This is a genomic window from Neiella holothuriorum, from assembly GCF_019457915.1.
Classification (GTDB): Bacteria; Pseudomonadota; Gammaproteobacteria; order Enterobacterales; family Neiellaceae; genus Neiella; species Neiella holothuriorum.
This window is the reverse complement of record NZ_JAHZSS010000015.1, coordinates 42,132-66,427: the sequence shown is the minus strand read 5'-3', so window position 1 is coordinate 66,427 and position 24,296 is coordinate 42,132. Positions and strand designations below refer to the sequence as shown.

The following is a 24,296-nucleotide window of genomic DNA, read 5'->3' as shown; positions in this document are numbered from 1 at the left end:
GCTGACGACGGCCTCTAGTCACTAAACTGTCATGCAAGTTGATTAGTTTGGCCGGATGATTTTTTATCAATTCATTCAATACCAACGATTTTTAACCCGCTACCACAGTCAACGATTGATGGCGGCATTGGTTGGCGCGTTGATATTGGCTGCAGCAACGATTCAGGTGGGATCATTTAAAACCGTGATCCGCTGGCTGGATGTCGCTGGCGAAGGCGCTGCTGCATTGCTGGCATTAAGCTGGCTACTCTTACTATTGTGCGCGCGGCCGCCGGGCAAGATCACAAACCTGTTGTATAGCGGCGCACTACTCTATTGGTTCGCTTGCTTACTCGATCTGATGGATGAATTCATCCACTACCCGATGAATTTCCGACTCTTTGCTGATCTTGAATCATTAGCAATTCCAACCGCCATGTTGCTGGTGACGCTCGGCCTTTGGGAGTGGTTGAAAGAACAGAAATTAATTAATCGACAACTTAAACAGCGTGAATTGGTGCATCGCGATTATCAGCTGCTTGATCCTTTAACCCAGTTGTATGGCGAAGCCTATTTGGTTCAGCAGTTGCAGGGAATCGCACAGCGAAAGCAGCCCGAACACTGTGAACTCATCATGTTTGAATTACAGGTGTTCGGCGGCGACACGCCATCGCCAAATCACGATATAGTGTGTCAGCAACAGCTGCTCGGTCAGTTTGCCGAGTTAATGCTGGCGATGATTCACACCGAAGATGTGTTGTGTCGGTGCGGCGGGCAACGTTTTGCGCTGCTTCTTACCAACGTCACAAGTTGTCAGGCTAATGTTCAGTTCCAGCGCATCATTGAAACTGTCCAGGCCCGCCTACCCGCAAACATTTGCCGCGTGCAGCGAAGTTGGAGCGGCGCTCAACCTGCCGCTGAATTTATTGCCAATACTGAACAAGAACTACAACAGCGCGTGCAATCTTGTCAGCCAAACGGCTATACAAGTCGAGATTCAGGCTTATGTTAACGTCTCATCAGGCTCACTCGTTCACCGGCCAACTGCACGCAGCGCCATCGAACGCCGTATTGCACAAGCTTCAACATATTCCGCTACTAAGTACCCATCACAAATTTATGCGTCCGGCGATTACCAGAACGCTCTATCGATTGTTGCAAATGCGCACCGATGATGCCTGCATGTATTTAGCGGGCACCAAACTGTTTGAAGCCGATTTGTACGATGACAACCGATTAATTTCGCCCCAGCAACTCTATCAACTCATTCACAATGCTAGGCGTTGCCCCGATCCAGAACTGCCATTTTTGGTCGGCCAGCAACTCATGCAAAGCCAAGAGCCATTGGCACAGCTATTGATGAGCACGGTCAATCCTAGTCAGGTATTGCGAGCCATTCACAGCTATTACGCTAATTGGCACTTGCCATTGCAATATTGCCAACTTAACGACAACAACCAGCGGCATTTAGATTTGCGACGGCTTCCTGCATCAGCCGAAGTGCAACAATTTTTCGAGAAAGTGGTGTGCGGAGGCGTAGCGTTGTGGAGCCGTCACCATGGCATCGAGGTAAGCTGGTATTTGCCGAATCACTATCGAGCAGAACATCGCTTGTGGCAGCGCCACCTCGGTTTAGCAGTTCACTATGGTCGACAAGATGTCCGAATCAGCTTGTCACAGCCGAGTGTGCAACGGGCCCTGCAATCGAATACTCACCGCCCAGCACAAAACATGAGGCGCCACTGCAGTCAGCTGAGTGTTCAAGTGCCTCGGGGCATCACCTTGGTCCATGCTGTGTATTTGTACTTACAGCAACAACCACAAGATTCGTTGGAGCAGGTCGCGAATTGGTTTGCCATGAGTGCGAGCACTTTTAAGCGCAAATTGAAGGAAGAAGGCGCGAGCTACAGTAAGATGCAAGATGACAATAATCGCTATCGAGCCTTACAGTTGGCCCGCGATCTCGGCTGGAGTAATGGCCAGATGGCCGACTACTTTGACATTTCCGACATCAATAATTTCCGCCGAGCATTCAAACGCTGGACGGGTCTAAAGCCGAGTCAGCTTAAGGCCGATTACTTAGCTTAATAGCAGCCTAGCAATGCTCTCGGCGTTGAAATGACAATCGTTTTGCCAGTTGTGTATAAGCAGGAAAAGTGACTCGGGTTAATATCAACATGGCCACCACTACGCCTGCAGTAAGGCCATTTTGGCCGAATACCGGCCCATAACCGTTAAAGTCACTTAAAAATATCAGTAGCGCCAGAACTCCTATCATTAGCGGCAACCGCAACAGGTTTAATTTTAAATCATCCATGAGGCTTGAATCTCGAAACATCACTACGCCCCCACATCTTCACCTTGTAATAAAGGCCTAACCGTTTGCTCTATTAATTAAGACAGCCGTTCTAACAATTTTGTTTCAAAACTATAGAAGTTTTAACGGTAGGTGACTGTGCAATGGTTCAAGTCAACGCAATAAAAACGCCTTATACCGGCTCAATAGCCAAAGTTGATCACAAAAATAGCCGCCCGAACAAACCTTCATAAATCTGAAATCCTGCCGCGATATTTCCGTCACACAAACTTCATATCGTGGCTGCGGTTAGTTGATACTGAGGTTCGTTTCTATGTTTACTGTTGATCAAGTCATTCGTGACAACTACCCAGCCATTGAGCAAAAACCTTGGCTGGCCAAGCCCCTAAAAGGCGTGCTCCGTCGTTTGTTACATGAACGAGACATCAATAATTTTGCAGAAACCTACCCGCATCTCAACGGTCTGGATTTTGTTGAAAAAGTGCTGGATTACTTCAGCTTTAGCTATTCCATTAGCGACCGCGATAAAGCTCGTATTCCTGCCACCGGCCGGGTGGTCATTATCGCTAATCACCCGATTGGCTCGCTCGATGGTTTGGCCCTGCTAAAAATGGTGGCAGAGATCAGAAGCGATGTGAAAGCGGTGGTCAATGAACTGCTCATGAATGTCAAACCACTCACACCAATGCTATTGCCCGTGAACAACATGACCGGCAACACGGCCAAAGAATGTCTGCAGAATATCGAACAGCATCTGCGTGACGACGGCGCATTAATCATCTTCCCCGCTGGCGAAGTATCCCGCTTGCACCCGACGGGTGTAAAAGATTCGCGTTGGCGATCTGGTTTTTTGAAAATGGCCACTCAGACCCAATCGCCAATCGTACCTATGTTTGTTAATGGCCGTAATTCGGCGTTATTTTACAGTGCGTCAATGATTTATAAGCCGTTATCAACGGTGCTGCTGGTCAAAGAAATGTTCCGTCAACGCAATAAAAACATGACGGTGCGGGTGGGCGAGCCTATCCCTTATGAAAGCTACACCAGCTTGACCATGCCAAATCGTGAACGCATCAAGCTTTTCAAGCGTCATTTGTACCGCATTGGTAAAGGGCGGAAAGGCTTGTTTAAAACCTTTTCAGCCATTGCTCACCCTGAATCACGTGCCGAGCTAAAACATGCCATTGAGCAATGTGAGCGCTTAGGTGAAACCGCCGATGGCAAACAGATTTACCTGTACCGATTTACCGAAAGCTCGCCGATCATGCGGGAAATAGGACGCCTACGGGAAGTATCGTTTCGCGCTGTTGGAGAAGGCACGGGTGAGCGCCGCGATATGGATTGCTACGATGCTCATTATTTGCATTTGGTGCTGTGGGACCAACAAGATTTAGAAATTGTCGGCGCCTACCGGCTAGCCGACACCCAGCGTGTGATTGAAGAAAAGGGCTTAACTGGCCTGTACACCCATTCGCTGTTTAATTTCGATAAAGAAATGGACAAATACCTACCGAAAGGCGTTGAACTGGGCCGCTCATTTGTCCAGCCACGCTATTGGGGCAAGCGATCTCTCGATTATCTGTGGTACGGGATCGGTGCATTTTTGGTGAAGTACCCGGGTTATAGATACTTGTTTGGCCCCGTTAGCATCAGTAACAGCTTCCCGAAGCCAGCTCGCGACCTATTGGTATTCTTCTATAAATTGTACTTTTCGAGCAAAGAACCCATTGCTCACTCAAGACAACCGTATGGCATTGCGGATGACACCATGCAAACGCTCAAAGGCACGTTTTCTGGTGACAATTACAAAGAAGACTTTACCCAACTCAAACACCTTCTGGCCAATATGGGCGTATCGGTTCCAACTTTGTATAAGCAATACACAGAAGTGGCAGAGCCAGACGGCGTGCGCTTCTTAGACTTTGGCGTGGATCCAGACTTTGCCGACTGTGTTGACGGTTTAGTGTTAGTTGATATCGAGAAGCTTAAGAAGAAAAAGCGTAATCGTTACATGGGTGCAGCTGAGAGTGGTGACACCGCAGCCTAACGGCCCAGTAATCCAAAAAACCGGCGCTATGCCGGTTTTTTTGTGCTCTGAAAAAACATCCCCTCAGCATCTTGCACCAAAAAAGTAAGATGCTCCTAATTGAGGCAGCGGCCAGCGCCAAGGTAGTGCAACTCAGTTCAATTACCAAGCAATCGCTCTAAATACACGGCTGGAACAATATTTGCTGAACAAGTTGTTACACCGATGTATCAGCAACGTTAAAACCTTGCCGTCAACTGCATCAAAACAACAAGCATTGACCTTCTAATGCGCTTTTTAAGCCGCTCAAGAAGTACCGATTGATTCAGTCAAACAACTAGAGAAGTATTGCATGTCACTGAAAAATTTAAAATATACCGCATTATTTGCCGCCGTAAGTAGCGCTTTCAGCGCACCAATTCAGGCCGAAGACGATGCTGAAGTATTTAAAGGCTTAGAGCGCATCACGGTTTCGGCAACACGCCGAGTCAATACAGTTCAAGATATTCCAGTCAACATTACTGCCCTAAACGGCGACTTATTGGAAGACAACCGCATTACTGATCTGGTTGAAATTTCCAAGTGGGTTCCGGGCATGACGGTGGTTGATCAGGGTGGCCGTGCGCCATCACCAATCATCGTTCGCGGTTTAAATACCGGCGACCTTGGTCCAACGGGTGAAAACAGCGGTGGTGGCACCGTGGGCACTTACTTAGGTGAGGTTCCCGTCTATGTCGACTTACACATGTATGACATGAATCGAGTCGAAGTGCTGATTGGCCCTCAGGGTACGTTATATGGCGCAGGCACCTTAGCCGGCGCAATTCGATACTTGCCAAACAAACCATCATTCGATGGTTTTGAAATTACGGCGTCGGCGGGATTATCACAAACGAAAGAAAGTGATGATCCAAACTATGAAGCCACCACCATCATTAATGTGCCAATTTCAGACACCTTTGCTCTGCGGGCATCCGTTGGTTACGACAAAACCGCCGGCTTTATTGATTACAACTACTTGGTACAAGAAGCTGGTGTTTCCAATCCACAGCCAGACTTTAGCGATCCAGCCGATGTCGCAGCTAACCTAACATCAAAAGAAGACGCCAACGGTAACGAAACCTTATTTGGTCGTTTTGGTCTGCGTTGGGCACCGCTCGAAAGCGTTGATGTCAACCTGACATACTTCTACCAAAAAGATGAGCCGGAAGGCCGCACCATGGTCCATACCGAATCATTCGGTACCGGCAAATACGAAAGCGGCTATCGCTTTGAAGAGCCAAATAAAATGACCAACAAGGTGATAAGTCTGGAAGTGGAAGCCGACTTAGACTTTGCCAGCTTGGTGGTTGCACTCGGTAAAACGGATTACGAAGAGTTAGGACAGCGTGACCAAACCGACTTACTGTTGAACTTTGAATACGGCTATGAAGGTTTCCCGTCGTTTGCGGCTTTCACCCGCGAAATTGCTGACGAAGATACCTTTACCGGCGAAGTCCGCCTTGTTTCTCAAGCCGACAGTAAATTGTCGTGGATTGTTGGTGCTTTCTATAACAAGCTCGAAGTTGATTCGTCATCTGAAGAGTTCACTCCGGGCATTCCTGAATTCTGGGATATTGACCGCCCTGACAACCTCGAATACATGTCAATTCTTGAAGAAACCATCAAGGAGAAAGCCGTATTCGGTGAGTTGAGCTACGAGGTGACTGACGATTTAACCATCACATTGGGCGCGCGTGCCTATGACTACGAAGATGATGTTGAACAAGGCTTTGCACTGCCTCTGCTTGATGGCGAGCCCGTTGATATTCTGTTTAATATGTCGGATGGCTCTGCAGAAGATGACGGCACGCTGTTTAAGTTCAATGCGTCATATCAAGCCGCTGAAGACATCCTAACGTACTTCACGGTAAGCGAAGGGTATCGTATTGGTGGTGGTAACGCCGTGGCACCGTGCGATGAAGATCTTGAGCTACAGCAGAATGTTTGTGCTACAGCAGACGAGCTGTTTTACGAGCCAGATGAAACATTGAACTTCGAGCTAGGCACTCATAGTACCTTGCTCGATAACACCTTAGAGTTAAACGCAGCCTTGTACTTCATCAAGTGGGATAAGCCGCAAGTACCAACGATTACCGAAAACGGTTCCGTGACCATTACTACCAATGGACCAAAAGCAGAAAGTAAAGGTGTTGAATTATCGAGCCGCTACTTGCTAAGCGAAAACTGGATGCTATTTGGTACCTATGCCTACACCAATGCCGAGCTGACCGAAGATGCGCCAGGGCTGGTTGAAGGTGCTGATGCATTTAGTGGTGACCGACTACCAGGTTCGCCTGAACACCAAGCGTCTTTCGGTACCAGTTACTCGGCAGAAATTGGAGGAATGCCACTAGAACTTGGCTACAACCTGCAATCTATGGGGAATATATACACCAAGGTTGGCAAGCGTAACAACGGCGAGGCGCTTGGCGGTTATACCATTCATAACCTATCCGCTCGATTAAGTTACGAAGAGTGGGATTTCACTCTGTACGCAGATAACTTTACCGACAAATATGCAGCAACGTCAGTGCGTACCGATTACGCCAGTATTCGTGACGTGAACGGTTTTGACTTACGCCGCTACGGTAAATACGTCAACACACCACGCACTGTTGGTTTGCGTGTGAAATACAACTTCGCCAACTAACCACTTAACAGCAGGGGGTATCAAGCCCCCTGCTGTTATGCCACAATTCCTTCAGATTTTCTGGTTGTCTGGTAACCCCGTGACCTCAATGCCCTCGGTAGAACAACTCCACAAAGCTGCGCAACAAGCGCTGAACCAACAAAACTTCAAAGCCGCCCATCAATATTGCTTGCAGATCTTGCAACAGCAGCCCCAGCATGCTGACAGCTATTTTTTGCTCGGTATGATTGCCGCAGCAATGGGTCAAATGAATAAGTCGTTGCAATTGGTTGAACAAGCATTGGCCTTGGTGTCGAATAATGCCGAATATCAAGCTCAGCATGCGAAAATACTCGCCCTGCTAAATCACCCGTCGGAGGCTACCGCTAGTGCCGAAAAAGCGCAGCAACTGGTGTCAGCAAGTGACGCTGTAACCCTAGATACAATCGGTGTAGTCTACAGCCGCTTAGGTCAACATCGACAGGCTGCTGACCTGTTCGAAAAGGTCTGTCAGCTGCGCCCCAATCAAGCTAGTTACTGGTTTAATCTAGCCGCCTCCGCCCGCTTTAACGGCAACTTTGAGCAAGCGCGTCATGCCTATGAAAAAGTCATTGCGCTTCAGCCTCATCACTATGCGGCCCATTCATCACTGAGCGATCTTGGCGACCTTAGCGAACAGCAAAATCATATTGAACGGCTGCTAAAAACACGGGCGGCCTGTCAATCAGTTGATGGCCAGGTCCATTTGGGGCACGCCCTACTAAAAGAATACGAGGCGCTTGGCCAATACCCTGCGGCATTTGACGCCCTCACTCAGGGCAACCAGCAGAAAAAACAACAGCTGAATTATCAAAGCCAAGATGATCAGGCTTTATTCGACGCCGTCATCGCGGCTTTTGAGCAACAACAAGAAGCAGTGGCACAAGGCTACAACACGGCGGAGCCGATTTTCATTACGGGCATGCCTCGCTCTGGCACCACTCTGGTTGATCGCATTATTTCCAGTCACTCCAAGGTGATGACAGCAGGCGAATTACAGAATTTTGGCATTGAGTTAAAACGTGCCAGCGCAACGCCATCGAACCGAGTATTAGATCCTCAAACTATCGCCCAAGCGAGCTCACTCGATCCGGCATTGATTGGCGAACGCTATCTGCAAAGTACCCGGCCTCAAACCGGTCAAACGCCACACTTTACCGACAAAATGCCATTGAATTTCTTCTACCTTGGTTTAATTGCTCGCGCGCTACCGAGTGCCAAGTTGATTTGGTTGGACCGCAACCCGATGGACACCTGCGTCAGTAATTTCCGCCAGCTATTTGCGTTGAATTTCAGCTACTACAATTACTCCTACGACTTACTCGATACCGGCCGCTTCTATCTGCAATTCCGCCGCCTGATGAACTTTTGGCAACAACAGCTAGGCGATCGTTTGCTACGCGTTCACTATGAATCGCTGGTAGCAAACCCTGAAACAGAAATCCGCCGAATATTAGCGCATTGTGAGTTGGAATTTGAGCCGCAATGTATTGACTTTCACCTCAATGAATCCCCCGTTTCGACAGCCAGCGCGGTACAAGTGCGGCAACCCATCAACAGCCGTTCAATCGGTCGATGGAAGCGCTATGAACAACAAACTCAAGCGCTGCAACAGCTGTTGCAACAGCACCAAATTATCGTCGACTAATCGACCACAAATAGTAGAGCGGTTTCTGTCGCGGCCAGCCTGTTTTAAAATAACTTTGTGATGGCAACACGGTTGAACGATGCGCCGCCTGCGGATGGGATTTTATTTTCGCGGTCTAAATAGCGAGGCTCGCCGTTTTAGCAGGAGTTGGGTAAACTGGCGTTTTGTAAGCCAATAAAGAACTGTCATGCCTGATTATCAAGCTATCGTTGACGAAGCTGTTGCCCGCATTCGCGCCGATCACCAAGAACCCACCGTCGCGCGCGTCAAACGTTATTTGTCTAGCCCCGTGCCATTGGCCGTACTCATGCCGGCAGTCAAAGCCGCCCAGCAAGCTGGGCAAGAATCAGAATCTGCACGCAAAGTTGTGTCAAAAGCATCGGAGCAGCCGGCACTAGAAACCCTCAGCCCAGAGCAGTTAACCACTGCCGTTAAGCAGCTGCAGCAGCAAGTCATTTCACTGCAACAGCAAATTAGCGAATTGCGCGGCAGTTAATCCAGAATGACAGGCGTGGCTTGTTGTAAAAACTCGGCTAGGTTTGGCGCCAACTGCTGATTGGGCTTACGCCCCGGCAACTCAACAACCACACTGCCATCATCAGCGACCGACACCACATGCTCTGAGTTTAGTGACACGCCAATAAAAATACTCGGCTCGAGCTTAAAGCGTTGTTGCGTGAGCAAGTGGCCCGTTAAGTTTTGCAGAAAACGCACATAGTCGTCGTTATTCCATGGTTGCAACAACTCAACCGCACCAATCTCAGTTTGGATATAAATGCCGGCACTAAACAAACTGTTCCAGTAGGCTTTGCCATCTGGATGTAAATCCACACCCACGGCGCTTTCTAGTTCGGCAAACTGGTCATCGTTAGCACGTACATGAGGTTGCCAGCTGACCTGTTCGCCCTCTTCAGCTCCTTCCGGCAAGCAGGGTGATAGCCAGTCTTCCTCTACATCAACCATCGAAGGCTTAGCATTTTCTTGCAGGTAAAGCGCTTGATAGCGTTGAATTAAATCCACAAGCGCATTAGCAATGGGAGTCGAAGGCAACATAATAAGGTTCCGTAAGGCTATTGTGGGGCATCATGGTATACACTATGGCGACTCTTTTTAAGACCCTCTTTCAATCAACCCGTAGCAACCACAGCCATGAGCAAACTTTATCAAGATGCCCCCGAACTGGAAGGGCTTGGCCTCGGCCAACACACAAGTTACCCAGAGCAATACGATGCCAGCCAATTGCAAGCCGTACCTCGCTCATTAAACCGCGATAGCATTAGTATTCGAGATCATGAGTTACCGTTCCATGGCTGCGATGATTGGACTGGTTATGAAGTGAGTTGGCTAAATCTTAAAGGCAAGCCGATGGTGGCTATCGGGCTGTTTAAATTACCCTGCACCAGCCCCAATTTGATTGAGTCAAAATCGTTTAAGCTCTACTTAAACAGCTTTAATCAAAGCCGTTTTGACAGTATTGACGCCGTTCAAGCGCAGATGAGCATCGATTTGTCGGGTTGCGCTGGTGGCGATGTTAAAGTGTCGCTGTTAACGCCGGAGCAGTTCCAGCAATTCCCGTTGACGGAGTTTTCAGGCGCCTGCATTGATGAACTCGATATTGAAATCGAAAACTTTGACTTCAATAACAAGCTACTAGAAGCTGCCGCGGATGGCCCTGTGGTGTCAGAAACCTTGGTCAGCCATTTGCTCAAATCAAACTGTTTGATCACCAACCAACCGGATTGGGGCTCTGTCCAGATCCGTTATGAGGGCCGTCAGATCAACCACGAAGCCCTGCTGCGCTATCTGATTTCGTTTCGGCAGCACAACGAATTTCATGAACAATGTGTCGAACGAATTTTTACCGACATCATGCAGTTTTGTAAGCCGGAAAAACTGTCGGTATTGGCCCGTTATACTCGCCGTGGTGGTCTCGACATCAATCCGTTTCGTTCAAATTTTGAAGCGGAGCCTGCGCCGTTCCGACTCGCTCGCCAATAATCGGCGATTCGCTAGTTCCTAGAGCGGGCAGTTAGCAGATTTCAGCAAGGCTCAGGAAGTTTTTTGACCTCCTGAGCCACGCCCAGCTAACTTCCTTAACGGTTATCCAACCAAGCTTTACGCCATTTTTCATCCGCGCTTGATGCGCTTTCATCTTCGGCTAACTTGTGAATATGCAGAGTGGGCTCAGCTAACGTTAACGTCCGCTTTGTGAGAATACCTTGACGGAACAAATGTAATTCTAAGGTCTGGCCGGCGGCCCAGCTATGCTGCATGCGGGTATAGTTATCTTCATTCACGGCAAAGCCATCAACGGCCACAATACGGTCGCCGGCGGTCAAGCCAGCTTCCCATGCGGCACTGTTTTGACTCACATTCGAAACAGACAAGCCTTCTGGCACCGGCTTTATGCTCGCTCCAATATGGAAAACAGTCTCTTTTTTGGGCTCAATGGTCAGCCCTACATTTGCCAACAGTCGCTCCCAATCCACCGCTAATGGCGAGTCAACATGTTGCTGCCACCAGCCGATTACATCAGCATCAGGATCAACTAACGCTTGAATTGCCGTTTGTACCTGCCCTACGGTCAAGCCGTTTGGCAAGCTGTACTGTTCATACAGTTGGCGATGCAGTGCGGCCACGCCATGGCGTTTAGCTGAGTGTTCTAGCATCCACAAATCCAGCGCTAACGTTGCGGCATAACCTTCTTGATAGATGTTGGCATCACAATTGTGACGATGTTGGCCCGAACGCTGATTCCAGCTATACCAGCTAGCATCGGCAACCGATTGATGGAAGCCTCCAGGCGTTGCTTGGTGTTGTGCAAGACGTTTAGCGATGCGCTGATAATATTTGTCGTTATCAATCAAGCCTGACTTGAGCAACAACTTGTCTTGCAGGTAGCTCGTTGAACCTTCTGCAAGCCATAGTAAGGTTGAGTGATGGCGCTCGGTTAAGTCGTAAGGTACAAACGCCGCAGGGCGATACGCCTTAACATTCCACGTATGGACAAACTCGTGGGCAACCAAGCCCAAGAACGCCATGTAATCGTCTTCTTTATTAAACTTAAAGCGATCCCATTGCATGATGGTGGAATTAAGATGTTCCGTACCGCCGCGAATATTGTCCGTGGCATGCACCATGAATACGTATTTCTCAAATGGGAATTTGCCCCACAACTCATATGCAGCCACGACGAGCTTCTTAATGTCGTCATTGAGTTGGTCTAAATCAGCCGGCGTATGCCCCCACACAACAAGCTCAAATAGCGCGCCTTGGTAATAAAAGGTGCGTAGCTCATGTTCTCCGGCTTCAATCGGTGAGTCAATCAACGTTTGGTAATCGCGAGCCAGCAGTACGTTTGGGCGCTCTGCTGGTGCCAGTCCGGAACGGATTTGCCAATGCTTAGGGGCAATTAATTCAACTTCATACGGATGTTGTTGCATGCCATCAACGGCTAACACCACGGATGCAAAGTCAGCAAACAAGTGAGACTCATCAAGGTGCCGCGTTCTCATCGCTAACTCATCGGCGGTTAATTGATAACGAACGACTAGCTCGCCCGATTTCGGCGCCTTCAGTTGCCATTGATGATCGGACAAAGCCGTCACTTCAAGCTTGTTACCCGCGCTATCCGCGGCTTCAAGGTTGGTCATGGCATGAGCAAAGTCGAGCTGCTGATAACGCCCGGTGCGCCAGATTGGCATCGTCATCGTGACGGTATCGTTTGGGACTTGCTGCATAATCAGCTCAACTTGCAATAAATGCTGCTGAGGCGCGACGGGAGTTAGGCGAACTAAAGTTTGACCCCAACTGGAAAATGTCACAAGGAATGTGAGTAACACTAAGATTTTGTTCAACATACGAATTGGAAACCTGTTTCTATCGGCATTAGTTAGTTACACTGAACAGCACTAATTTAACTGCTATACATGTTGATGCCATGACCCAAATTGCACGGATGCTAACGGTTGTATTGTTGTTTTTTCCGCTATCGGTCAAGGCATCTGAAGCTATTCAGTGGAGCGCATTGTATCAACAGCAATGGCATCCGTCCGAACAATCGATTATCAATGCAGGGAAAGCATTCGTTAATCAATCACTGCCTACCTTTGACGCGCAATCATTAATTGATTTGTCGGCCACTGAACGTCAGCAAGTGGCTCAAGCCGCCCTGGTTTACTTACGAGGTACCTCGCTCAATACCAACCAAACGGACTCGGTTCAGTATGCCCAACTGGTCATTGATTTGGCCATAATGCTAAAAATGCCATTATTGGAATCAGAAGGCTATTACCACCTTGCTCGTGATTCACTGGTACGACGCCAGTTATTGCAACATAGCGAGCGACAATTAGAGCAAGCGTTAACGATTCTTACCAGCCAGTCTGTGGCTGACGAACACTTACACACCGTTTTGCTGGCCCACCTTTATTTATTGCGCGGGCAACTGCAATTAAGCCGCATGCAATATATCAATGCCATCGAATCAGCGGAAACCACCTTGGTGTTATCTGAGGCGCAGCAAATGCCGTGGCTGGTATCAAATGCGATGTTTTTGCTCGGAGAAAGTCAACTTGGATTGCAGCAACTCGATCTTGCCATTGAGGCCTTTTATCAGGCGTTAGACATCTCTGAACAACAGCGTGACGAGCATTTAATAACCAAAGCCTTGGTGAATATCGGAATGGTTTACCAGCGCCAAGGACGCATTAAAGAGGCGGTTGGGAATTTAGAGCAAGCCGTCGAACACTACCAACGGCTGAATGATGCCGTGCAAGCCGCGCGCACCCTTACCCTTCTTGGAGAGCTTTACCATAGCAACGACCAGCTAAACCAAGCCATGGCTATTTATCTCAACGCGCTCAACCTCAACCAAGCGCTAAATAATGCCAAAGGGGTTGCAAATATCAGCGCACAAATTGCTGATGTCTATCGCCAATTCGACGAGCTCGTCAAAGCCAACGAATATTTCCAGCAAGCTAAATTACTGTACCGCCAACTACACGATGAACAAGCATTGCTCAATTTGGCAGTACTGAATGCGAAGCTGTTGCATGCCGGAGGCCTAACGAAACAAGCGATCGAACTGCTCCGAGACGCCACGCCGCAACTCCAAACCAATACCGACTTTGATGTTCGAGTTCGCAATACCCTCATCGAGCTTCTGCTGGAGCAACAAGAGTTTCAATCTGCCAGTGAGCTAATGACCGAAGAACTCGAATACTTGCGTCAGAATATGAGCTCTAATGTCCACCAGCGCGTCAATCAAGTGCAAAGCTCCCATCAGCTCCAGCTTCTGAAAAAGCAGCTGACCAAAAGCAAACAACAGGCCCAAGAAAAGTCAGTTCTGTCCGAACGCTACCTCAATTACGCCAGTGCTCTGCTCGTCATTGCAGTACTAGCGGTCGGCTCTATTCTTAGCCAATGGCGCAAACTGAGAGTGCAACGGCAAAACCTCCGAGAGGCCGAACATGATGCCGTACACACGCAATTCACCGGTTTGGGCAATGGTCGCATGCTGTTACCTGTGCTAGTGAAAGAAACACTCAAACTACAACGCCAACAAGAGAATTGGTATGCATCCGGCACGGTTGGCGAGCATCCTCCGGGCAAGTTACTGGCCTTGATTCACGTTCCTATGCTGGCCAATTTATACCAACGCAACGGTTATGAAAGTGCTCGAAAAATTGAAATGAAATATGGCCAGTTTTTGCGTAGCCGATTTGCCGACCCCACCCTATTCCAACCGCGAGATGACATCATTGCGGTTATTTTACCGGGCACCAACTTAAACTCGAGTGCAGAGCGGGTGATCGACACCTTGCATGGTTTTGCACCGCCGGGCGTGACTTCAGGCTTACCGCTGAGCGTTGCCATGATGCATTACCCCTTCACGCAGAAAAATAGTAAAGCGGTAAACGCCAATGCGGCCAGTGAAATGTTGCTGCTCGCATTATCTGCAGCAATGGATTTAACTAACCGACATGAGCAAGACGCTTGGATTGGATTAGAAGCCATTGAGGCAGCGCCTGTCAGCTTGTTCCATTCACGCGCTCGCGAAAATACCTTATTGGGTATTAACAAGGGATTCATTCGCGTGTTATCGAATTTCGATAAAAGCGAGGTCAACTGGCATGAGTCATAGCGTTGTTTTGCGAGAAAATAACTAGCTCGACGAGACAAGGCGTTTAACTCGTGCGCCAAGGACATTGAACTTTTGGCGCCCAGCATCAATCCAACTCACGATAATTTGCGACAAACTGGCTAAATTTAAGCCACCCCTAGCCATCGACTCCGAAGTGACATCCAAATTTTGTGCGCCAAGACAGTTAACAGCCGTAAATTTGCAAAGTTTGGATGTACGTTGACGCAACAAGTTCTAGAATAGAGCTTGATAACTTTAACAGGCCGGAGGCCTAAACCTTCTCTCAGGAGTTAACGCATTGAAGGATCTTAACAAAGCTTACAAGGAATTAGAGTCTAAGTTCCTGAATCACCGAGAGGTGCTAAGCCGTTTAATTGAACGCATGTCACACACATGCAAAGGCCAATTACCGGAACTCGACAACAAGCTAGCCAAGTTAAGAACATCGCTGAAGGAAAATGTCGATCTCGACAACATTAAGCCGTTAACGAGTCAAGTCGATACCTTACTGCAGCAAGTAACTGCTCGCACTGAAGCGGATTTGACCGCTGCCAAACAGAGCTTCTTTGACTCCTGCTCGACGTTACAGCGTGCTCGTGGTTTAGAACCAGAAACCCGCCGCCAACTCAGAACGGTTATTGAGCAGTCACAGCTGCCTGAAAATACGCTGACTCACCTGTTGCCTCACCTCACAACCTTGGCCGATCTGTACAGTCAAACCTTGAAGCATTTGCAGCAGCAAAAAGGCATCGAGCCAGAAACCCTGTCGAGCAATATTCATAATCTCAGCAACTCGCTGATGAATATGCTGTCTGAATTTGATTTTGATTCCGATGCGGCGAATGCAATTAAGCAGCAGCGCGCAGCGCTGGGTAACGCATCAGACGCTGAACAGCTAGTAACCATATGCATCGACTCAATGAAGATCATTGTTGAAGCGGTGCGCAGTGAGCGAAATGGCTCAGAGAAATTCCTAAAACTCTTGAATAACAGCTTGGATCGCATCAACCAAGCCCTTGAGCATTCAGTCTCAACCTCCGATAAACTCAATCGAATTCAGCTCGAAACCGAGCAAAAGATCCGCGAGCAATTATCCGAGCTGTCAAAAGATGTGGATAGCAGCGATAAACTCGAGCCGCTGAAAGTGCAGATTGCTTCTCGCCTCGAATCGATTAATCAGCTGCTCGCCAAACGGTCTTCTGACTCTGATTTAGAGCACCAGTTGCAACAAAGCCTGCAACAAATGAGTTCTCGATTGAGCGAACTTGAAAGCGAATCAAAAGATTACCAAACTCGACTCGAAGAGCAGCGCCACAAATTATATGTCGATAGCCTGACCGGTTTGAAAAACCGTGCCGCTTTCGATGAACGTTTTGAAATTGAATTTGAACGTGCTCAGCGCTACGAAGTGCCACTCACCATCGCCGTGATGGATTTGGATCACTTCAAGTCAATCAACGACAACCATGGCCACGTTGCTGGTGACAAAACCTTAAGCGCCGTTGGTAAACTGCTCAAACAATGGTTACGCACAACCGACTTTGTTGCTCGTTATGGCGGCGAAGAATTTGTGGTATTGCTGCCGCAACAGACACAAACATCCTCACTACCCGTGTTGCAAAAACTATGCAATAAAATTGCTTCCATACCATTCATTTATAAAGGGCAGAAGTTAAACGTCACCATGTCCATTGGTGTCGCTCAGATGGCCGCGCCAGAGTCTCGCATTGCTCTTTTTGATCGTGCAGACAACGCGTTGTATCAAGCCAAAAGCCAAGGCAGAAACCAGGTGGTTACCGCCGAGTAACTCAATCAGTCGTCGTTCGTTAAGGCCTAGCTTATGATCACCCAAATTAATCCTGTCGGATCAATGGATCTGTTGTCTCAACTGGAAGTTGACCGACTCAAGCAAACATCTACATCCGACTTATATCGCCTGTTTAGAAACTGCTGTTTAGCCGTGTTAAATGTGGGTGCGCAAACCGATAACAGTCGAGAAATTTTAGATAGCTACAAGAGTTTTGATATCAATGTGCTGCGCCGAGAGCGCGGCATTAAGCTCGAACTATTGAATCCGCCTGATCAATCATTCGTTGATGGCGAGCTGATCCGAGGAATTCAAGAACACTTGTTCTCGGTTCTGCGTGATATTCTGTACGTTGAAAATCAATACCAAAATAATCGTCTCATCAATCTCACCAGCTCCACCCATGTCACTCACGTCGTTTTCGATATTCTACGTAATGCTCGCGCTATCCATTCGCAGGCCGATCCAAACATGATTGTTTGCTGGGGCGGCCACTCCATTGGGGAAGAAGAGTTTTCGTATACCCGCTCAGTGGGTTACCAATTAGGCTTACGAGAGTTAAATATTGTCACCGGTTGTGGCCCCGGAGCGATGGAAGGTCCGATGAAGGGCGCCGCCATTGGGCACGCTCAACAGCGTCGCAGCAATTGCCGATATTTAGGTTTAACGGAGCCCAGCATTATTGCTGCGGAGCCGCCCAACCCCATCGTTAATGAACTCGTGATCATGCCCGACATTGAAAAACGCCTCGAAGCGTTTGTGCGTTTGGGTCATGGTGTCATCATTTTCCCTGGCGGCGTTGGCACAGCTGAAGAATTACTGTACCTACTCGGCATTTTACTCCACCCCAACAATGCCAATGAACCATTACCCGTGGTATTGACCGGCCCTCAGAGCGCCGCGCCATACTTCGAGCACATCGATCAGTTCATTGGCGATACGCTTGGCCCCGAAGCGCAACAACGCTACAAAATTATCATTGATGATCCAGTTGCCGTGGCACGTTACATCAGCGATACAATGCAAGATGTTCGATTGCATCGAAAAGCACTTGGCGATGCGTATCACTTTAACTGGTCATTGCATATTGAGCCGGAGTTTCAACTTCCATTCGAGCCTAATCACGACTGTATGTCGCAGTTGAATTTGCATCATAACCAATCATCAGCAGCACTCGCATCTGCCCTGCGTAAAGCCTTTTCCGGTATTGTTGCTGGCAACGTAAAAGAAGCAGGCATACGTGCTATTGAGAAACACGGCCCATTTGCCTTACATGGCGAAAAAGATCTGATGAAGCGACTCGACAAACTGCTGCAAGCTTTTGTTGGCCAGGGCCGCATGAAATTGCCGGGCTCCGAATATCACCCTTGCTACACGGTGCAAACCTAACTGATGAGCCAAACAACGCCAGTCTTGGTTCTCATTGATGCGATGAACCTATTACGCCGCACCTATGCGGCAATAGAACATACCGATGATGCCATTGAGCGTTTAAAGATACAGTCTCTCAAACAGCTCCATCGGCTACTCCAACAGCAACATGCCAGTCATGCTGTAGCCGTATTTGATGGGCTGCAACCCGGCTGGCGTCATCAGCTATGGCCAAGTTACAAAGCTAGTCGAAAGCCTCTACCTGCAACATTGGCAGATGGCTTAGATGAGGTACAAGAATATTGGCTGCAAGCGGGAATCGATAGCGTGTTACCACAGTCTGATGAGGCTGACGATGTCATTGCAACATTAGCGGTGAAAGCGACTAAGCATCAGGTAATGGTTCATATCGTGTCAACGGATCAAGGCTTTTATCAATTGTTGAATGAGCACATTCACCAATACGACTGCTTTGCCAAGCAGTGGTTGACGCCCGAACATTACCAACAGAAATTTGGCATTCACCAGCAGCAATGGCCGAAATATAAAGCCCTGACCGGCGAATCAAGCAGTGATATTCCGGGCATCAGTGGCTTTGGGCCAGCAACGGCGAAGGCTTTTATCCTCAATGATGACGACCCCACGACGTTAGCGCCGGCCAAACAAAAAAGCTGGCAGCAAGAACAACATTTAGTCGCTATATTTCAACAATTAGTGACTTTAAATACCGAGTGTGAACTTGGCTTTAAACTTTCAGATTTACGGTATACCCCATGACCCAATCCGTTTTAATTACCGGCGCTAACCGTGGCATCGGCCTTCAATTCTGCAAGCATTACTTAGCAGCCGGTTGGCAAGTTATTGCTTGCTGCCGTCAGCCAGCGCAAGCCACGGCACTCACAGAGTTGGCTCAGCAATACGCAGAACTTTCGGTCGAGCCATTAGATATAGCAGACCACAAGCAAATTGAAGCACTTGCCAAACGACTTGGCTCCAACAAAATCGACGTATTGGTTAACAACGCCGGCATTTATGGCCCGAAAGGTGCTTCATTTGAACAAGTCACCACAGACGATTGGCTCGATGTACTGCACATCGATACCATTGCCCCGCTACTGGTTACGCGTGCGCTCAAGCCGAGCTTGAAAGCAGCCAGTAAAGTGGCCTTTATTAGCAGCAAAATGGGCAGTATCTCCGACAACCAATCCGGCGGTAGCTATATGTATCGCAGTGCTAAAGCCGCACTTAATGCCGCGGTTAAATCATTAGCCCATGATTGGTATGACGATGAGCTAGCCATCGTGACCTTGCATCCAGGCTGGGTACAAACGGATATGGGCGGGCCTAATGCCATGATCACCACGGAGCAGTCGGTGGCAGGTATGACCAAGGTGATAGAACAGTTAAAGCTCGGTGACAGCGGCCAGTTCATTAATTATGATGGCGCCCCAATTCCTTGGTAACACAACGTTAGAGCAATTGAATGGACGATATCGGCAAGTACATATCTGACACCCACCAGCTAGCCCAAGAGTTACTGGTTGCTGCAGCTATGCCTGAAAAAGCCGATTTAGTGGCAATAGCTGGCCGCCTCAGTGCCAAACTATGTACCACAGCGGCTAACGACAGTCCGCTGTCTCATTCGCTATTGACGATCTTCAGCAATCGCTATCAACCAGCCGCTCAGTGGATCGTTAAAGCCGGCAGCCTAACAGCCCTACTCGCCCATAAACTTGGCTTTCAAGAAACCATTGCCCGACGTTTAGTCTGTGCGGCAATTACCATGGATCTGTCAGTACAGGACATCATTCAGGCTCGTGTCACGACAGGAAAATTCAGTGCAGATCTTAAAACACGATGGCGCAAGCACCCAGTATTGAGTTTTGCGTTATTGCGCAAGCGCGGGGTGACTGACAGCATTTGGCTGAGCCACGTGTTGCAACACCATGAACGCCTCAATGGCTCTGGTTTTCCAAGCCGAATTCATGGCAATGCGTTATTGGCCACGGCACCTTTATTAGGTTTGGTTTCCGACGCCTTAGAGTTGTTGATGCCAACGGCAAAGCGTCAAGGCATCGCACCAGAAACCGTCATGGCGCGATTATATTGGCGCCGTCATTGCTATCACCGCAGTCATTTAAACGCCTTGTGTGAGTTATTCCAGCCGCTCCCGGTTGGTGCGCAATTAGGCTTGAAGCGTGGCGGCATTGCGTTAGTCGTTCGTAAACCGGTTAGCAACTACGTCTGGGCGGTAAAACACTATTCACGCCAAGGTGTGAAAGGGGTTGAAGTCATTAAGCTGATGGCTCATGACATTGCGCGTGTCTACCCAATGCTCAAAGTCGACAAAATGGACTTGCTCGAACTTTGGCTCGAGGGGCATCGCCAAATGAGCAATAGTCTCAGCAAAAATTGGCCAGAGCCAACTCTTGAACCCAGTGCACTGAAAGTAAAACTCAGCCAATTGCTCAATCAAGAAAATCCAAATATCACCAAGATATCGGAATACATTGAGTCAGAGCCGTTGCTGACCGAAACGCTGTTTAAGATGGCTAATCGCGAAATCGATACAGCAAAACCGACTCGTGCCATTAAACACGCCATCATGATGATTGGGCTCGACCGGTTAGCACCAATGTTGCTGCGGAGCGACTTATTAGGCCAATGCCAGCAGCGGCGATTTCCGATGGATCATTGGGTTTACCAGTACGTTGATCTGTTTGCCGAATGTGCCGCGCAGCTCGCTACCCAAAGCTATTTTATGATGCCAGAACAAGCTCGTACGCTGGCGACATTCGCCGTCGCGGGCTGGTTTTCGGATGAAGAAATGAGCAACCGAATTCAATTGAAAGATCGCCAACAGAATGAGTTAGAGCTATACAGCGTCTTTGAGCTGCTATCAGCAACGCCAGCTGCAGAGCTGGCAGAAAAGGGGTTAAATGCCGCTCGGCAATGGAAACTTCCGTTTAACTTACTGCAATCATTAGAAGTTTTTGCCGACGAATACCTGCCAGAAGAGGTGCCGCTCAAATCTCGCCACCCATACTATTTATTAGTCCTGGCGGGGCACTTGATGATTCAGTTGCTCAATAAAGAAAGTGATTGGAATGAACGCACCGCGCTCATGACCCGACTAGACATCAGTAACAAGCAATTCAATGAAGCACGCGATGCCGTGTTGGCTTGTGGTAGTGCCTTCTGTCCGCTACCAAATGGTTAGATAGCGAACAGCTGGCAGCGCTGATTACATTTTCGGGTAGCCAACAAACACGGTAATTTCTTCGCGATCGTGGTACAGGTGTTTGGCTTTAATCACCATGCCGGTTGGCAACTCATCACGCAAAATATTCATGCAGGTTTGTACTTCTTCCCAGCGCGCTTTCATTGGCAATTTGAGATTCACAATAGCATTGCGGGTATTGCCCTGCTGAAACCATTCGAGCAGCATGTGAACCACTCGTCGTGGCTTATCCGCCATATCACACACCATCCACTCTGAAGGTGCATTTTCTGGCCAGCGCAATCGTTTACCATTGGCGAATTGGCGTTGGATCCACGCCACTGGTTTGCGCTTTGGATCAAAGCCAAAACCATCTTCGCGATAATGTTTAACTTGCCCGGTTTCCATCAAGCTCTCGGCCATTGAACCGTTATCGACAGAAGTGACAAATAGACCTCTGCGTACCAACTGATAGGTCCAGCCGCCGGGGCAAGCACCTAAATCAATGGCTTTCATGCCCGACGTCATACGCGCTTTTAACTCTGCTTCAGAGAAAAAGGACAGTAGTGCTTCATCGAGCTTAAGTGTTGATCGGCTCGGTGCTGCAGACGGTACGCGAAGACGCATAATACCGTTCAGGTAGGGGCTGTGACGACCCGGCTCACTGGTACCCACAAACGCTTGCGTTCCAGCGATTAAACACACATGAAGTACGGGTAACTGATTGTCCTTGGGGTTCAACTTATCTTGTTTCTCTAACCCTTTGGTAAGCGGAATGTTTAATTTTTTAGCCAAGCGATTGAGTGATTTACCGTCATTGGTATCCAGCGTTTCTATACGCAATTCACTAAACGGGCCAAGCTCCGCCACTTGCGCCAAAATCGGCCCAACGCGATCTTCCGGCTCAAAATTAATGGTATCGCCAAAAATTAACTGACGCGCGAAGATCAGGCTCCGGATCGGCACTAATGACAGCGCATCGGCATCTTCTTGCTGATACGTTTCATAAATGGCAAAGCCACTGTCTTTGCTGGCGCGAACATAACCCCAGTTTTCGTATTTTTCGGCAAGTGCCGCAAACTCCGCGCCAGTTTCGCTTTCGAAACCTGCCCGGCAGTACAACATGATCTGTTTCATTTGCGTTGTCCTATATAACAACCAAGGATGAGAGCAGCCCAGCACCCAATCAACAAGCTACCGCCAACAGGTGTCATCCACCAAAGGGCGTGCCATTGACCGAATATCAAGCCGTAGATGCTGCCGCTAAACAACACAATGGCCAAGACAAAACTGCTTCCTATGCCCGTTAACCAACGCCGGCTAAGGGGCAAAGTAGAGAGTAGTATGATGGCTAATCCATGCCACATTTGATATCGCACGGCGACTTCTAAGCTACGCCGTTCAGCTTCACTTATGCCGCCGCCGTGACTGGAATAAGCGCCCAACGCGACAGCAAAAAGGCAAAGCAACGCACCAACAGCTGCCAATGGCTTTAACATAGGTGCTCCTGGATAAATTGCGCACTCCGCTTTGCTGCAAATTCAATATGTTCCAACTGAGAGTAGCCACTGGCTTTGCGCGGTTTAAAGCTATGATCGCCATCGGCAAGCCAGCACACTTCAACATTCGTTGGCAACGAGTAACCCGCAACTTCTTCCGGTTTGCCAAAACCATCTCGTTCGCCTTGCAGAACAAGGAGCGGTTGATTTATGGTTTGCAGGTGTTCCACCCGCAAGTTTTCCGGCTTACCCAAAGGGTGAAATGGGTAACCATAGGCAATGCCCGGCACGCCCAGCTCATCTAACAACATAGTTGCCACTCGCCCGCCCATCGATTTTCCAGCCAGCACTAATGGCAGATCGCTTGGCAGCTGAGCCGCTTGATCTGTCATCGCTTTCAGTAAAATTGGCATACGATCGGGTGGGCGTCGCTTCTGCAACGCTTTCGCTTTGACCATGTATGGAAAGTCGAACAATATAGGCGCCACGCCATGGTGATTTAGCGCGTTAGCCAGTTGCTGCATAAACTCCGAGTCACTACCAGCACCTGCGCCGTGAGCGAGCAAAATACGAGCAAATGATTTATTCGCCAACTGTATTTGCTCCAGTCATGCGTTTAATCGATTCCTGCTCTTTGCGAACTCGCTCTAGCATCCAATCACGGAAGGCTTTGATTTTGCCCAAATCGGCTTGCGATGGCTCACAGACTAGATAGTAAGAGTCTTGGCTGGTTAATGCTTCAGTAAATGGGCACACCAAGCGCCCACTGAGTAACTCTGGCTGAGCTAGAACACTGTTGACCAATGCCACTCCCTGCGAGTGAACTGCGGCCTGCAATACCATTGCCGTGTGGCTGAATATCGGCCCCTGGTTCACATTGATGCCTTCAATGCTCATCATCTTCAACCAAGCTTTCCAATCTTTACGGTCAATGTCATGGAGCAACACATGGCGCTTCAAATCAGCGGGCGATTCCAGCGGAATGCCTTGATCAAAAAGCTGTGGCGAACAGACGGTCACCAGCAATTCAGCATGCAGTTTGTCGGCCACCACGCCAGTCCAACGGCCTCGGCCAAAGTAAATGGCAATGTCCACATCTTCCGCCAACGAGCCTTCATCACGGTCTACCGCCTTGATGCGAACATCAATATCGGGGTGGAGCATATGAAATTCATTGAGCCGAGGCACTAACCATTGAATGGCAAAACTTGGTGGCAAGCTGATGGTCAACGCACCTTTCGCAGTACTAGCAAGTACGCGCTCGGTCGCTTCTGTTAATTGGGTAAAGACTTCCTTAATATCCTGAAAGTAGCTCTGTCCTTGCTCGGTTAGCAATAGCGAACGATTCTTGCGGCGAAACAGTTTCAGCCCCAAAAATTCTTCTAACCCTTTGATCTGATGACTGACGGCAGCCTGAGTCACAAACAATTCTTCTGCCGCGCGGGTAAAACTCATATGACGAGCGGCAGCTTCAAAGGCTTTAAGCGCATTCAGCGGTGGTAAACGACGGGACACAGCAACCTCACCGATAACATTTTCTAATGGCGAGATTATAGAGCAAAAGACTGCCGAAA

20 protein-coding genes are annotated in these 24,296 nt (G+C 48.7%); 13 read left to right on the top strand and 7 right to left on the bottom strand.

Translation table 11 applies throughout. From position 1 onward, the window contains the following. The first annotated feature begins 55 nt into the window (after nucleotides 1–55). Both K0504_RS12520 and K0504_RS12515 read left to right on the top strand, forming a co-directional pair. A complete protein-coding gene (locus tag K0504_RS12520; RefSeq protein ID WP_220104535.1) occupies nucleotides 56–991 on the top strand; it encodes a GGDEF domain-containing protein in 936 nt (311 codons plus the stop codon). Next, on the top strand, nucleotides 985–2,067 hold the full coding sequence (locus tag K0504_RS12515) for an AraC family transcriptional regulator (RefSeq protein ID WP_220104534.1): 1,083 nt from the start codon (nucleotides 985–987) through the stop codon (nucleotides 2,065–2,067). Before K0504_RS12520 ends, K0504_RS12515 begins: the two co-directional genes overlap by 7 nt. A 7-nt stretch (nucleotides 2,068–2,074) precedes the next feature. On the opposite strand, the gene K0504_RS12510 is transcribed toward K0504_RS12515, so the two are convergent. After that, complete coding sequence (locus K0504_RS12510) at nucleotides 2,075–2,317, bottom strand: hypothetical protein (RefSeq protein ID WP_220104533.1); 243 nt, start codon at nucleotides 2,315–2,317, stop codon at nucleotides 2,075–2,077. A 292-nt stretch (nucleotides 2,318–2,609) separates the two neighbouring features. Between K0504_RS12510 and K0504_RS12505 the strand changes: the two genes are divergently transcribed. From K0504_RS12505 to K0504_RS12490, 4 genes are all read left to right on the top strand, one after another. Further along, entirely contained in the window at nucleotides 2,610–4,343 is a 1,734-nt protein-coding gene (locus tag K0504_RS12505; protein ID WP_220104532.1) for a GNAT family N-acyltransferase, read from the top strand. Nucleotides 4,344–4,674: 331 nt separating this feature from the next. Further along, entirely contained in the window at nucleotides 4,675–7,014 is a 2,340-nt protein-coding gene (locus tag K0504_RS12500; RefSeq protein ID WP_220104531.1) for a TonB-dependent receptor, read from the top strand. Nucleotides 7,015–7,051: 37 nt separating this feature from the next. Further along, on the top strand, nucleotides 7,052–8,680 hold the full coding sequence (locus K0504_RS12495; protein WP_220104530.1) for a tetratricopeptide repeat-containing sulfotransferase family protein: 1,629 nt from the start codon (nucleotides 7,052–7,054) through the stop codon (nucleotides 8,678–8,680). Between the two features lie 187 nt (nucleotides 8,681–8,867). Then, a complete protein-coding gene (locus K0504_RS12490) occupies nucleotides 8,868–9,176 on the top strand; it encodes a hypothetical protein (RefSeq protein ID WP_220104529.1) in 309 nt (102 codons plus the stop codon). On the opposite strand, the gene syd is transcribed toward K0504_RS12490, so the two are convergent. Next, the gene (gene syd / locus K0504_RS12485; RefSeq protein WP_220104528.1) at nucleotides 9,173–9,733 is read right to left on the bottom strand and encodes a SecY-interacting protein; all 561 of its coding nucleotides are present in this window, start codon (nucleotides 9,731–9,733) and stop codon (nucleotides 9,173–9,175) included. The genes K0504_RS12490 and syd overlap by 4 nt on opposite strands. Nucleotides 9,734–9,829: 96 nt before the next feature. Here syd and queF point away from each other — a divergent pair, with 96 nt between their 5' ends. After that, the gene (gene queF / locus K0504_RS12480; RefSeq protein ID WP_220104527.1) at nucleotides 9,830–10,678 is read left to right on the top strand and encodes an NADPH-dependent 7-cyano-7-deazaguanine reductase QueF; all 849 of its coding nucleotides are present in this window, start codon (nucleotides 9,830–9,832) and stop codon (nucleotides 10,676–10,678) included. 95 nt (nucleotides 10,679–10,773) lie between these two features. Here the strand turns inward: queF and K0504_RS12475 are convergent, their stop codons facing one another. Beyond that, complete coding sequence (locus K0504_RS12475) at nucleotides 10,774–12,540, bottom strand: M61 family metallopeptidase (protein ID WP_220104526.1); 1,767 nt, start codon at nucleotides 12,538–12,540, stop codon at nucleotides 10,774–10,776. A gap of 80 nt (nucleotides 12,541–12,620) precedes the next feature. Between K0504_RS12475 and K0504_RS12470 the strand changes: the two genes are divergently transcribed. The 6 genes from K0504_RS12470 (at nucleotide 12,621) to K0504_RS12445 (ending at nucleotide 21,223) form a co-directional block, all read left to right on the top strand. Continuing rightward, nucleotides 12,621–14,825: a tetratricopeptide repeat protein gene (locus K0504_RS12470; protein ID WP_220104525.1), complete on the top strand. Its 2,205-nt coding sequence runs from the start codon at nucleotides 12,621–12,623 to the stop codon at nucleotides 14,823–14,825. A 298-nt stretch (nucleotides 14,826–15,123) separates the two neighbouring features. Then, on the top strand, nucleotides 15,124–16,632 hold the full coding sequence (locus K0504_RS12465; RefSeq protein ID WP_220104524.1) for a GGDEF domain-containing protein: 1,509 nt from the start codon (nucleotides 15,124–15,126) through the stop codon (nucleotides 16,630–16,632). Nucleotides 16,633–16,665: 33 nt separating this feature from the next. Continuing rightward, complete coding sequence (gene ppnN, locus K0504_RS12460) at nucleotides 16,666–18,021, top strand: nucleotide 5'-monophosphate nucleosidase PpnN (RefSeq protein ID WP_220104523.1); 1,356 nt, start codon at nucleotides 16,666–16,668, stop codon at nucleotides 18,019–18,021. Between the two features lie 3 nt (nucleotides 18,022–18,024). Then, the gene (locus K0504_RS12455; protein ID WP_220104522.1) at nucleotides 18,025–18,780 is read left to right on the top strand and encodes a 5'-3' exonuclease H3TH domain-containing protein; all 756 of its coding nucleotides are present in this window, start codon (nucleotides 18,025–18,027) and stop codon (nucleotides 18,778–18,780) included. Continuing rightward, nucleotides 18,777–19,466 (top strand): SDR family oxidoreductase, encoded by a 690-nt coding sequence (locus K0504_RS12450; RefSeq protein ID WP_220104521.1) that lies wholly within the window; start codon nucleotides 18,777–18,779, stop codon nucleotides 19,464–19,466. Before K0504_RS12455 ends, K0504_RS12450 begins: the two co-directional genes overlap by 4 nt. Before the next feature lie 20 nt (nucleotides 19,467–19,486). After that, nucleotides 19,487–21,223, top strand: a complete 1,737-nt coding sequence (locus K0504_RS12445) for an HDOD domain-containing protein (protein WP_220104520.1) — start codon at nucleotides 19,487–19,489, stop codon at nucleotides 21,221–21,223. Between the two features lie 24 nt (nucleotides 21,224–21,247). Here the strand turns inward: K0504_RS12445 and rlmM are convergent, their stop codons facing one another. Genes rlmM through K0504_RS12425 form a run of 4 tightly spaced genes read right to left on the bottom strand, consistent with a single transcriptional unit; the run spans nucleotide 21,248 to nucleotide 24,237 of the window. Next, nucleotides 21,248–22,360, bottom strand: a complete 1,113-nt coding sequence (gene rlmM, locus K0504_RS12440; protein ID WP_220104519.1) for a 23S rRNA (cytidine(2498)-2'-O)-methyltransferase RlmM — start codon at nucleotides 22,358–22,360, stop codon at nucleotides 21,248–21,250. Beyond that, entirely contained in the window at nucleotides 22,357–22,722 is a 366-nt protein-coding gene (locus K0504_RS12435) for a DUF423 domain-containing protein (RefSeq protein ID WP_220104518.1), read from the bottom strand. The genes rlmM and K0504_RS12435 overlap by 4 nt, the downstream gene beginning before the upstream one ends. Further along, nucleotides 22,716–23,315, bottom strand: a complete 600-nt coding sequence (locus K0504_RS12430) for an alpha/beta fold hydrolase (protein ID WP_225918124.1) — start codon at nucleotides 23,313–23,315, stop codon at nucleotides 22,716–22,718. Before K0504_RS12430 ends, K0504_RS12435 begins: the two co-directional genes overlap by 7 nt. Continuing rightward, nucleotides 23,305–24,237, bottom strand: coding sequence for a transcriptional regulator GcvA (locus tag K0504_RS12425; RefSeq protein WP_220104517.1), 933 nt, complete (start codon nucleotides 24,235–24,237; stop codon nucleotides 23,305–23,307). The genes K0504_RS12430 and K0504_RS12425 overlap by 11 nt, the downstream gene beginning before the upstream one ends. Nucleotides 24,238–24,296: the final 59 nt, after the last annotated feature.